The following is an 11793-nucleotide window of genomic DNA, read 5'->3' on the forward strand; positions in this document are numbered from 1 at the left end:
CGGTATCCGTCCGCCAGCGGCAGGATGAAATGCGCAGTGTCATGCGAGTGTTCGGTCACCGCCTCGGGAGGCAGTGTGGCCACCCGCAGATCGACGCTGAACCCGCCCGCCTGGACCGACCGGTTCAGGTCACCGAGGAATTGCCCGTGCGGGAGAGGGCGCATGCGCGGTCTAGACCAGCGCCGACGCCCCCGGCGCCGCGTTCCATTCCTTGAAGCTGACGGTCAGGGGCGGGGTCAGGTCGCCGCGCGCCAGCTCGACCACCAGCGGGCCGATGGCGGAGGGATGGATGTTCTGTTCCGGATCCTCGCCCGGATAGGCCTGGGCGCGCAGCTGGGTGCGCATCCGGCCCGGATCGACGATGGAGACGCGGATCGGCATGGACTCGATCTCGTCGGCCCAGCATTTCATCAGCGCCTCGGCGCCCGCCTTGGTCGCGGCGTAGGCGCCCCAGAAGGCGCGCGGGGCGGCGGCGACGCTGGTGGTCAGGTGGATCACGCGCCCGGCGTCTGACGCCTTCAGCAGCGGCTCCAGCGAGCGGATCAGGCGATAGACGGCGGTGAAATTGGTCTTCTCGACCTTGGCGAAGCCGCGCGGGTCGGCGTTCGATACCGGCGTCAGGCCCTCGGCGCCCATGGTGGCGGCGGCCTGCACCCAGATGTCCAGCTTGCCGAAACGCTCATATAGGGCGCCGCCCATGCGATCGATGCCGCCGCCGTCCACCAGGTCGAAGGGGATCAGGGTCGCGTGCTGCCCGGTGGCCGCATAGATGGCGTCGTCCAGATCCTCCAGCCCGCCCTGGGTGCGGGCGGTGGCGATCACATGCGCCCCGGCCTTGGCCAGAGCCAGCGCGCTCTCATAGCCGATGCCGCGCGAGGCCCCGACGACGAGGGCGATGCGGTCTTTCAGGGGAAGGTCGGTCATGGCGCGCCTGATAGCGCGGCCTTGGGCGGACCGGAAGCGAAACCGGCGTCAGAACCCGGCGGCGGGACGCCACAGGCTGAAGCTGACGCCCTGATCGTCTGACACCACAACGCTGCGGCCGGAGGCGCTGTCCGAAGGGACCGCGGCCTTGCCGCCCAGCTCGGTCACCCGCTTGCACAGGGCGTCCACGTCATCGACGCGGAAATACAGGTGAGCGAAGTCCCGGGTGCGCTCGACCTTGGTGAAGCCGAAGGCCGGCTCGCTGTCGGCGACATGGGCGTAGGTCGGACCTGAGGCGGCCTCGTCGAACCGCCAACCGAACAGGGCGCCGTAGAAGGCTCGGGCCTTCTCGATATCAAGGGTGTCGAGCGTGAAATAGCCGAGCTGGACCATAGGTCCCTAAGCGCTCACCAGCAGGGAAAGTTGCCGCGTGTTGTCCTCGCGGCCGCCTTCCTCGATCTCCCGGTCCAGCAGGCGGGTCGGATAGTCGCCGGTGAAGTAGTGGTCCGTGAACTGCGGGTTGCGGTCGTCGCGCTTCCCGGCCTCCATGGCGCCGTACAGGCCGTCGACCGACAGGAAGCCGAGCGAGTCGACCTCCAGATAGGCCCGCATCTCTTCCAGCGTCTTGTTGGCAGCGATCAGCTGGTCCCGCTCCGGCATGTCGATGCCGTAGAAGTCCGGGTACAGGATCGGCGGCGAGGCCGAGCGCAGATGGACCTCGGTGGCCCCTGCGGCGCGCACGGCGCGCACCAGCTTCACCGAGGTGGTGCCGCGCACGATCGAATCGTCGATCAGCACCACGCGCTTGCCGGCCAGGACCTCGCGGTTGGGGCTGTGCTTCATGCGCACGCCCTTCTGCCGGGCGCCCTGGCTGGGCTGGATGAAGGTGCGGCCCAGATAGTGGCTGCGGATGATGCCCATTTCGTAGGGGATGCCGCTTTCCTGCGCATAGCCCAGGGCGGCCGGGACGCCGGAGTCCGGCACCGGCACGACCACGTCGGCCTCGACCGCATGCTCGCGCGCCAGGCCGCGGCCCATGCGCTTGCGCACCTCATAGACCGACTTGCCGTTCACGACGCTGTCGGGGCGGGCGAAGTAGACGTATTCGAACAGGCAGGGGCGCGCCGCCTTGGTCGGGAAGGGCTTCAGCGAGCGCAGGCCCTCGTGATCGATCACGATGACCTCGCCGTGCTCCACGTCGCGCTCGAAGGTCGCGCCGATGGTGTCCAGCGCGCAGGTCTCGGAGGCCAGCACCCAGGCGTCGCCCAGGCGGCCCAGCACCAGCGGGCGGATGCCCAGGGGGTCGCGCGCGCCGATCATCTTGGAGCGGGTCTGGCAGACCAGGGCGTAGCCGCCCTCGATCCGGCCGATCGCGTCGATGAAGCGGTCGACGATCTTGGCCTTACGGCTGCGGGCGATCAGGTGAAGGATGACCTCGGAGTCCGACGTCGACTGGAAGATCGCGCCTTCCGAGACAAGTTGGCTATGCAGGTATTTGAAATTGGTCAGGTTGCCGTTGTGAGCCACGGCGATGCCGCCCTGATCCAGGTCGGCGAACATCGGCTGGATGTTGCGCAGGAACGAACCGCCGGCGGTGGAGTAGCGCGTGTGGCCCACGGCCGCCGAGCCCGGCATCCGCTCGGCCAGGTTGGTTCCGCCGAAGGCCTCGCCCACCAGGCCCATGTGCCGTTCGGTGTAGAAGCGGGCGTCGTGGACGCTGGCGATGCCGCAGGCTTCCTGGCCGCGATGCTGCAGGGCGTGCAGGCCCAGGGCGACGACGGCGGAGGCTTCGTCCTGGTCCGCGCCCCAGACCCCGCAGACCCCGCATTCCAGACGCGGACGGTCGTCGTCGGCGTCGCGATGGTGCTCCCGGTGGACGACCGGGGCGGCGATGGAATGGTCGAGGCGGCTCATCGTGGGGCTCCGATGAAGCAGGGGAACGCTAGCGTTGGGCGGACGGCGGCGAAGTATTGCTTGTTTGGGGCGAGGGCAAGGCTTCATCGTCCGAAAACCCTTTGCTCACGGACGAACTGACTACGGGCGACAGCGCGTCAGCGCCGCGTCCGATGCCGGGAAGAATGATCTGGATCAGCCGCGCGGCGCCTGCCGTCGCCGGCCGCAGGGCCGCTTCGCTCAGCCAGCGCGGCGTCTTCTCGCCCGGCATGGCCGCCACGATCACCAGATGGATCGCCCCCAGCAGCACCAGGGCGCGGGCCGAGCCGACGAAGACGCCCAGGAACCGGTCCACGCCGCCCAGTTGCGGATGGGCCTGCGCCCGCTTCGACAGGAAGGATCCGAAGATGCGGATGCCGAAATAGATCAGCAGGAAGGATCCGACGGCGGACAGGATCGTGCCGGCCCAGTCCGGATCGACCAGGCCCCGCCCGATCGGCGCCGTCAGCGGCAGGGCGATCAGGGCGATGAAGGCCGCCAGCACGAAGCTGAGCAGGGTGATGATCTCGCGCGTCGCGCCGCGCACCCAGCCGGCGCCGGCCGAGGCGAGGATGACCAGTATGGCGAAGACGTCGAAACCGGTCATGGGCGCTCGGCAAGAGAGGGGCCAGCATAGCCCCTCCGCGGGATTCGTTCGATGTTTTCCGGCGCGCGCCGCCGTGCGGTCCGCCGGCGCGCTCTCCGGATCAGGCGGCGGGGGCCGCGGCGGGCGGAGCCGGCGCGGGTTCGGTCTCGGCGATGGTCCAGGCGCCGCCGTACATGCTCGGCACGACATGCACCCAGATGCTCCGGTCCGCCCTGCGGATCACATAGGTCGTGGTCGCGTCGTTGTAGATGTCGCCCAGCCCGTCGATCATGCCGACCTTCACATCGTCGGTCAGCGCGTCGGACGCCGAGCTCGGGATCCGGCTTTCGGTGACCTTCACGCCGCCCGCGGCCAGAACTTGGCGCTCGATGCCGCGCTGGAGCTCAAGCTTGGAGAAGGTCTTGCCCTCGTCGGGCCGGATGCCGGCCTGATAGACCTTGCCCTCGACGAATTCGAACGCGGTTCCGGTCCAGAACGGGAAGCGGGCCAGGTCCAGGGTCTTCCCGCCGCCGTCCACGTATCCGGCGGGCAGGGTGATGTAGGGGAAGACGCCTAGCGGCGCGGTCGAAACCGGAATCTTGGTGATGTCGAAAGCCGCGCCTGGGGCGGTGGCGGTCGGTGCGGCGGCCGCGGGAGCCGCGGCCTCGGCGGGCGCGGCGCTCTCGGCCTTGTCCGCGTTCTGGCCGCAACCGGCCAGCAGGATCACCGCCAGGGCGGGGATTGCGAAATGCTTGGATACCATTACGCCAGTCGCTCCATCAGGAAGGGTTGGAACTGATCGCCGGGCGCCGGACGCGGGGAGGGCGCCTATCGGGTCTCACCGTAGCGGTTTTGCGAGATTCTATCGACCGCCTCCGACAGGCGGCTGACGGGGGCGGCCTTCACGCCCCGGTCCTTGACCGTCAGCGGGGGCGAAAGGGCCATGTCGAACCCCAGTTTGCGGGCCTCGCGCAGGCGGGCCTCGGCTCGGCCCACCGCCCGCAGTTCGCCCGACAGGCTGATCTCGCCGAAGACGACGCAGCCCTGCGGCAGGGGCATGTCCATGGCCGAACTGATCAGGGCCGCCGCCGCCGTCAGATCGGCCGCCGGCTCATTGATGCGCAGTCCGCCCGCCACGTTCAGATAGACGTCCTGATCGCCGAAGCCGATGCCGCAACGCGCCTCCAGCACCGCCAGCACCATGGCCAGGCGCCCGGTGTCCCAGCCGACCACGGCCCGGCGCGGCGTGCCGTAGGCGGACTTCGACACCAGGGCCTGCATCTCGACCAGCACGGGGCGCGAGCCCTCGATGCCGGCGAAGACCGCCACGCCGGGCGCGCGGTCGGTGCCCTCGCCGAGGAACAGGGCCGACGGGTTGCTGACCTCGCGCAGGCCGCCGTCGCCCATCTCGAACACCCCGATCTCGTCGGTGGCGCCGAAGCGGTTCTTGCCCGCGCGCAGAATGCGGAAGGGATAGCCGCGCTCGCCCTCGAAGCTCAGCACGGCGTCGACCATATGCTCGACCACGCGCGGCCCGGCGACCTGGCCGTCCTTGGTCACGTGACCGACCAGGATGACGGCGGGCCCGCCCGACTTGGCCAGCCGCACCATCTCGCTGGCGCAGGCGCGGACCTGGGTCACCGAGCCGGGTCCGGCTTCATGGGCGTCGGACCACAGGGTCTGGATGGAATCGACGATGACGATGTCGAATTTCTCGCGCTTCAGCGTCCCGAGGATCTCGCGCAGCGCCGTGGCCGAGGCCAGCTCGACCGGCGCCTTCTCCAGCCCCATGCGGCGGGCGCGCGAGCGGATCTGCTCCACCGCCTCCTCCCCCGAGATATAGGCCACCCGCTTGCCCGCCAGCGCCGCCCGTCCGGCCACATCCAGCAGCAGGGTCGACTTGCCGACGCCGGGATCGCCGCTCAGCAGGATAGCCGAGCCGGGCACTACGCCGCCGCCGCACACCCGGTCGAACTCGGCCACGCCGGTGATGATGCGCGGCGGCTCGGGCGTGTCGGACTGCAGCGTCTCGAACTGCAGGCCGCGCGTCCGGCTGGCCGCCGCCGGCTTCAGCGCGCCGGGCGGGGCCGAACGGCTTTCCTCCACGATGGAGTTCCACTGCCCGCACGCGCTGCACTGGCCGGACCACTTGCCGTGGACCGCCCCGCAGGACTGACAAACATAGATCGCGCCGTCTCTCGCCATGCCGCTGGCTTACAGGAGTCGGCGAAGGCGGGGCAGGGGGCGCCTACAGGCCTACGACCAATTCTGACGTACCGCCCGCGGCGCACGCTGGATGCCCAGCGACTAGCTTTGCCGTTGCATCGGTGTATCGTTGTTCGCTCAAGGGAGCGCGGGTCATGGACGCCTACGGTAATCTGACGACGGACGACGAGTTCCTCACCGGCCGGCGCATCCGCTTGATCTCGTATCTTGATCCCGATGTGGCCATGGGAGTGACGGGCGACACCGATACCGGCTGGTCCGGCGTCGGCGTGCACCGGTTGTCGAACGGCAGTCCGAACGAGACGATCTTCATCGCCGGGGTCGCGGCGGGCAGCAAATCCCGGATGTTCTACCTCGCCTGGGGCAGCGACCCGAACCAGGCCCTGTCCATGGAGGGAGACTCCACCGGCCGTCTGACACTGGAGCCGATCTCCCAGTCCATCGACGGCGACCCCACTTATTATCCGGAGTTCCAGGCCCAGTGGCAGAATGGTCCCTGGTTCGTGCTCAGCGCCTTCGGCTCCAGCCAGGTCGTGGACATCAGCGAGTCCGGCACGGGCGAGAACAATCCGATCATCGCCTTCCAGGCCAACGGCGGCGGCAACCAGACCTGGCGGGCCCAGGACGTGGATTTCGTCCCGCCGGCCGGCGGCGCGCTGGCCAACGCCGACACCCCGGCGGCCTCGGCTGCGCCGGATCCCGTCAAATCCGGCAAGCCCGGCTGAGGAAACCCCGATGGACGCCTACGGCAATCTGACCGACCTGTCGGAGTTCGCGAACGGACGACGCCTCCGGCTGATCTCCTACATGGATCCCGACATCGCCTTCGGGCTCCACGCCGCGCGGCCGTCCGGCGGGAGCGGTTTCATGGGTGAGGTCGAGACCCTGGCGCTGGAGTACTTCATCGGCGTGCGGCGAATGTCGCTGGGGGATGACGGCGCGACCGTCCTCGTCGCCGAGGCCGCGCCGGGCGGCACGTTCACGCTCGGCTGGGCGCCGATCCCGGATGTCTGCTGATCTGGGGAGACGGGGGCTTCAGCCTGTCGAACGACCGCGTTCCTATGGATGACATGTCGGGCGATCCCTCGACCCGCTTCACGATCGATTTCGTCGACGGCTGCTGGTTCGCGCTCAACAACCCGGATCACGACCGGGTCGCGGATATCGCGGGGGAACACACGGACGAGCGCACGCCGATCATCCCGTGGTCGTGGAACGGCGGCTCCAACCAGATCTGGCGCGCCGAGGCGGTCTAGCCGACGTAGAGGCGCGGCACGCGGGTGGTGATCGAGGTCAGCAGTTCATAGCTGATCGTCCCCGCCGCCGTCGCCGCGTCGTCGATCATCCGGTTCGGGCCGTACAGTTCGACGCGGTCGCCGACGGAGACGTCCAGCCCGCTGACATCGACGGCGCAGACATCCATCGAGACGCGGCCCAGGATCGGGCGCAGTTCGCCCCCGACGAAGACCTCGCCTCGGGGGCTGTAGCTGCGCAGCAGGCCGTCGGCGTAGCCCGCCGCGCAGGTGGCGATGCGGACCGGGGCGTCGGCGCGGAAGCCCTGGGAGTAGCCGACGCTTTCGCCCGCGGGCACGTCGCGCACCTGCAGCACCTCAGCCTCCACCGTCGCGACGGCGCGGATACGGGGATCGGGGCGGCCCTCCGGCCCGCCGCCGTACAGGCAGATGCCCGGGCGCAGGGCGTCAAAGGCGTAGTCGGGACCCAGGAAGGCGCCGCCCGAGTTGGCGAACGACCGCACCGTCCCCGGATAACGCAGCGCCGCCGTCGCGAAGGCGTCGCGCTGGCGGGCGTTCATCGGCTCGTCCGGAGCGTCGGCGCAGGCCAGGTGGCTCAGCACCAGCTCAAGCCCCTCGAACGGCTCGGGCGCATCTTCCACGCGGAAGCCCAGCCGGTTCATGCCGGTGTCGATCTGCAGGCCGGACGGACCGCCGTTCGCGGCGCGCCATTCCGCCAGCTGCGCCGCGGTGTTCAGCACCGGTCGCAGGTCCGCCGCCGCCAGCCGCCCGGCGTGGCCGGTCAGGCAGCCGTCCAGCACATAGATCACGGGGCCGCCGCCCAGCGCCTGGCGCAGGGCCTCGCCCTCGGCGCTGCGGGAAACGAAGAAGGTCCGCGCCCCCTCAGCCGCCAGCCGGGTCGCGCACGCCGCGGCGCCCAGGCCGTAGCTGTCGGCCTTGACCACGGGGTGCACGGGGGCGCCGCCCACCGCCTGCAGGGTGTGGAAGTTCGCGGCGAGCGCGTTGAGGTCGATGGTCAGCGTGGCCGGAGAGGGCATCCCGCCATCTAGAAGCCTCCCCTTGTGCGATGCAACACGAGTGGTCGCGGCAGGTGCGGAAAAGGCGATCTCCGCAGTAAGGACGGCGCCCCCGAAGGGGCGCCGCCGGTCAAAATCAGGGACACATGTAATAGTAGGTCCACACCTCGGAATCGTAGGTCGTGGTGTTGCCCCAGGTCACAGGATCGGTGTCGCAATAGATTTGCGCGCCGCCCACCAGCTGACCGCCCGAAAGATAGGCGACGCTGGCCCAGGGTCCCGAAATCGCGGCGGGCGGCGGGGATGCGGTCGCGGTTCCGGAGGCGGCCGCCAGGGCGATGGCGGCGGCGAAGGCGAGTTTGGCGATGGTCTTCATCGGTAACCTCCCTAAGGGCGAAAGCGCCCGCGTCACTACCATCACAGATTGAGTCGATCCTCAACCTGCAGGTGTTGTCGCAGGCGTGTCCCCGGGGCGGTTCGTCAGGCGCGCGGGAACGCCATCCCGCCAGTGTCGAACAGGTGCGCCTGCTCCGACGGAACCGCCAGCGCCAGGGCCTTGCCCGTCTGGGGCCGCACGTCGCCCGGCAGTTGCACCGTAAGGGCCGTCTCGCCGTAGGTCGCATATGCATAGGTGGCGTGACCCAGGGTCTCGGCGAAGGTCACCTGCGTCATGATCCCGCAGCTGGACCCGCCCAGGGCCAGGTGTTCGGGACGGATTCCGAGGGTGACCTTGTCGCCGGCCTTGGCGGTCGAGGCGTCCACCGACACCTTCAGCGTATCGCCCGCGGCCGTCTTCACGGTCGCAGCCTTCGCCGTCGCGGTGACGATCTCGGCCGGGATCAGGTTCATCTTCGGGCTGCCGATGAACTCCGCGACGAACAGGTTGCGGGGCCGTTCGTACAGCTCCATCGGGGCGCCGACCTGTTCGATCACGCCTCCGTTTAGCACCACGATCCGGTCAGCCAGCGTCATGGCCTCGACCTGGTCGTGGGTGACATAGACCATGGTCGTCTTCAGCCGCTCATGCAGCCCGGCGAACTCGTAGCGCATGCGCACCCGCAGGGCGGCGTCGAGGTTGGACAGGGGCTCGTCGAACAGGAAGACCTGCGGCTCGCGCACGATGGCCCGGCCGATGGCGACGCGCTGGCGCTGCCCGCCAGACAGGGCCTTGGGCTTGCGCTCCAGATAGTCGGTGATGTTCAGCGTCTCGGCGGCGGCGCGCACTCGGCGGTCGATCTCCGCCTTGTCCGCCTTCGCAAGTTTCAGCCCGAAGGCCATGTTTTCATACACGCTCATATGCGGATAGAGCGCGTAGGACTGGAACACCATGGCGATGCCGCGGTCTGACGGGGACAGGTCGTTGACCTTGCGTCCGCCGATGGCGATCTCGCCGCCCGAGGCCTCTTCCAGACCCGCGATAGTGCGCAGCAGGGTGGACTTGCCGCAGCCCGAGGGGCCGACGAAGACCACGAACTCGCCGTCCTCGATCTGGAGATCGATTCCCTTCAGCACCTCGGTCGTCCCGAACCGCTTCGTCACGCCGGTCAGCCGGACGTCCGCCATGTTTCCTGCCCGTTTCTTGTCGCCCGACTCGCGGCGTTGGCCGCCGTTCGAGCCGATTTCGACGTCACCGTAAACGGTTACAGTCGCGGCGCAAGGCGACGCAGGGCGGCGTGGGCCCCGGAGTTACCGGGGACCCTTGGGCTTGAAAGGCTTGCTCGCGGCCGGCTTGCCGCGCGCGTCCTTGGCCGCCCACGGACGGTCGCCGCCCTTGGGCTTGCCCTTCCACGGCTTGTCGCCGGCGGCGGCCGGAGCGGCCTCGGCGTCCGATCGCGGCGTCCAGGGCGTCTTGCCCTCGGCGGCGGGCTTCTTCACCCACGGCTTCTTGCCGGGAGGGGTCGGATCGGCGGCGGTCCGCTTGACCCAGGGCTTCTTGCCCTCGGCGGCCGGAGCGGCGGCGTCATCGCGCTTCACCCAGGGCTTCTTTTCACCCTGCGGGCGGTCCTCACGCGGTTTCCAGGCCGGCTTGTCGCCGTCCTCGCGCTTGACCCAAGGTTTCTTGGCGCCCTCGGGACGGTCTTCCCGGGGCTTCCAGGCGGGCTTGTCGCCGCCCTCTTCGCGCGCCTTCCAGGGCTTCTTGTCAGGGCGATCCCCGCCGCCGGCGGGCTTCTTGTCCCAGCGGCTGACGGGCTTCTCGGACGGTCCCGGCTTGACCGCCGGTTCGATCTTCACGCCGTCTTCCAGGCCCTGGGCGATGGCGGCCTCGAACTTGGCCTTCATCTCCTCGGTGATCTCGAACTTGGTCTCGCGGTCGAAGATCTTGATCGCGCCGATGTCGCGCTTGGTCACGTGACCCAGACGGCAGATGGTCGGCATCAGCCACTTCGGGTCGGCGTTCTTGTCGCGGCCGATATTGATGCGGAACCAGGCCATGTCCCCGCCGCGGGCGAAGTCCGTGTACGGGACGTCCGGCTGGCCCTTGTCGTTCTTGCCGCTCTCCTGCTGACGCTTCATCCGGTCGTCGTCATAGACGTCCTCGGGCGGCGGCAGCTTCTCGCGGTACAACCGGATCAGGGCGGCGGCGATCTGCTCGGGCGTGCTCTTCTCCAGAAGTTGTCGGCCCATGGCCAGCATGTCCTCGTCCTCGACCGGGGCGGTCAGGACAGGGTCGGTCAGCATGCGCTGCTGATCCTTGGCGCGGATCTCGTCGGCGCTCGGAGGGCCCGACCATTCGGCCTTGATCCCGGCGGAGCCCAGCATGAGCTCGACCTTGCGGCGGCGCGTATAGCTGACCAGCAGGACGGATACGCCCTTCTTGCCCGCCCGGCCGGTGCGGCCCGAGCGGTGCAGCAGGCCGGCCTTGTTGACCGGAATCTCGGCGTGGATGACCAGGCCCAGGTCGGGCAGGTCCAGACCGCGAGCGGCCACGTCGGTGGCGACGCAGACGCGGGCGTGACCGTCCCGCAGCGCCTGAAGCGCCTCGGACCGCTGGCTCTGGGTCAGTTCGCCCGACAGGCCGACGACCGAGAAGCCGCGCTCGCGCAGGGACGAGGTGAGATGCTTCACCCGTTCGCGCGTGTTGGCGAACACCAGGGCGCCGGGCGCCTCGAAATAGCGGAGCACGTTGACGACCGCGAGCTCGACCTCGTTCGGGGCGACCCGGATGGCCTTGTACTCAATGTCGGCGTGCGAGCCGGCGCCGGCGACCGTGTCGATCCGCAGCGCGTCCTTCTGATAGGTCTTGGCCAGCTGCACGATGTCGCGCGCCAGCGTCGCCGAGAACAGCAGGGTGCGGCGCTCGGCCGGGGCGGCGTCGAGGATGAAGGTCAGGTCTTCCTGGAAGCCCATATCCAGCATCTCGTCGGCTTCATCCAGCACGACGGCCTGCAGCGTCGACAGGTCCAGCGCGCCGCGCTCGACGTGATCGCGCAGGCGGCCCGGGGTGCCCACGACGATATGACAGCCGCGATCCAGCTGACGGCGCTCGGTCTTGGGATCCATGCCGCCGACGCACGAGACGATTCGCGCGCCGGTCTGGGCGTAGAGCCACTGCAGTTCGTTCGACACCTGCAGCGCCAGTTCGCGCGTCGGCGCGATCACCAGGGCGACGGGGGCGCCGAACTCGGCGAATTTCTCGGCTTCGCCCAGCAGGGTGGGAGCCAGGGCCAGGCCGAAGGCCACCGTCTTGCCCGAGCCGGTCTGGGCCGAGACCAGCAGGTCGCGGCCTTGTTCGGCCTCCAGCACGGCGGCCTGGACGGGGGTGGGCTCGGCATAGCCGCGTTCGGAAAGCGCGAGGTCGAGCGCGGGATGACTGGCGGGGAAGGGCATGAATTGTCTCGTAGGGCGCTTCGGGGCG

13 protein-coding genes are annotated in these 11793 nt (G+C 69.3%); 3 read left to right on the forward strand and 10 right to left on the reverse strand.

The window, feature by feature from the left end:
* Positions 1-171: 171 nt before the first annotated feature.
* From Q0C81_RS09050 to radA, 6 genes are all read right to left on the reverse strand, one after another.
* A complete protein-coding gene (locus Q0C81_RS09050; RefSeq protein ID WP_291836716.1) occupies positions 172-924 on the reverse strand; it encodes an SDR family NAD(P)-dependent oxidoreductase in 753 nt (250 codons plus the stop codon).
* Between the two features lie 48 nt (positions 925-972).
* Positions 973-1317: a VOC family protein gene (locus tag Q0C81_RS09055; protein WP_291836718.1), complete on the reverse strand. Its 345-nt coding sequence runs from the start codon at positions 1315-1317 to the stop codon at positions 973-975.
* Positions 1318-1323: 6 nt separating this feature from the next.
* On the reverse strand, positions 1324-2838 hold the full coding sequence (gene purF, locus Q0C81_RS09060) for an amidophosphoribosyltransferase (RefSeq protein ID WP_291836720.1): 1515 nt from the start codon (positions 2836-2838) through the stop codon (positions 1324-1326).
* 28 nt (positions 2839-2866) lie between these two features.
* Complete coding sequence (locus Q0C81_RS09065; RefSeq protein WP_291836721.1) at positions 2867-3463, reverse strand: CvpA family protein; 597 nt, start codon at positions 3461-3463, stop codon at positions 2867-2869.
* Positions 3464-3563: 100 nt separating this feature from the next.
* Positions 3564-4205 (reverse strand): hypothetical protein, encoded by a 642-nt coding sequence (locus Q0C81_RS09070; protein WP_291836722.1) that lies wholly within the window; start codon positions 4203-4205, stop codon positions 3564-3566.
* 65 nt (positions 4206-4270) lie between these two features.
* Positions 4271-5647: a DNA repair protein RadA gene (gene radA / locus Q0C81_RS09075; RefSeq protein ID WP_291836723.1), complete on the reverse strand. Its 1377-nt coding sequence runs from the start codon at positions 5645-5647 to the stop codon at positions 4271-4273.
* A gap of 155 nt (positions 5648-5802) precedes the next feature.
* On the opposite strand from radA, the gene Q0C81_RS09080 reads away from it, so the two are divergent.
* Genes Q0C81_RS09080 through Q0C81_RS09090 form a run of 3 tightly spaced genes read left to right on the forward strand, consistent with a single transcriptional unit; the run spans position 5803 to position 6924 of the window.
* A complete protein-coding gene (locus Q0C81_RS09080) occupies positions 5803-6393 on the forward strand; it encodes a hypothetical protein (protein ID WP_291836724.1) in 591 nt (196 codons plus the stop codon).
* Positions 6394-6403: 10 nt separating this feature from the next.
* A complete protein-coding gene (locus tag Q0C81_RS09085) occupies positions 6404-6685 on the forward strand; it encodes a hypothetical protein (RefSeq protein WP_291836725.1) in 282 nt (93 codons plus the stop codon).
* Between the two features lie 53 nt (positions 6686-6738).
* The gene (locus Q0C81_RS09090) at positions 6739-6924 is read left to right on the forward strand and encodes a hypothetical protein (protein WP_291836726.1); all 186 of its coding nucleotides are present in this window, start codon (positions 6739-6741) and stop codon (positions 6922-6924) included.
* Here the strand turns inward: Q0C81_RS09090 and alr are convergent.
* From alr to Q0C81_RS09110, 4 genes are all read right to left on the reverse strand, one after another.
* On the reverse strand, positions 6921-7958 hold the full coding sequence (gene alr / locus Q0C81_RS09095; RefSeq protein ID WP_291836727.1) for an alanine racemase: 1038 nt from the start codon (positions 7956-7958) through the stop codon (positions 6921-6923). The two genes, Q0C81_RS09090 and alr, sit on opposite strands and share 4 nt — an antisense overlap.
* A 115-nt stretch (positions 7959-8073) precedes the next feature.
* Complete coding sequence (locus tag Q0C81_RS09100) at positions 8074-8313, reverse strand: hypothetical protein (RefSeq protein ID WP_291836728.1); 240 nt, start codon at positions 8311-8313, stop codon at positions 8074-8076.
* A 104-nt stretch (positions 8314-8417) separates the two neighbouring features.
* Positions 8418-9500, reverse strand: coding sequence for an ABC transporter ATP-binding protein (locus Q0C81_RS09105; protein ID WP_291836729.1), 1083 nt, complete (start codon positions 9498-9500; stop codon positions 8418-8420).
* 123 nt (positions 9501-9623) lie between these two features.
* Positions 9624-11765, reverse strand: a complete 2142-nt coding sequence (locus Q0C81_RS09110) for a DEAD/DEAH box helicase (protein WP_291836730.1) — start codon at positions 11763-11765, stop codon at positions 9624-9626.
* Positions 11766-11793 lie beyond the last annotated feature (28 nt).

It is taken from the genome of Brevundimonas sp., assembly GCF_023259385.1.
GTDB lineage: Bacteria > Pseudomonadota > Alphaproteobacteria > Caulobacterales > Caulobacteraceae > Brevundimonas.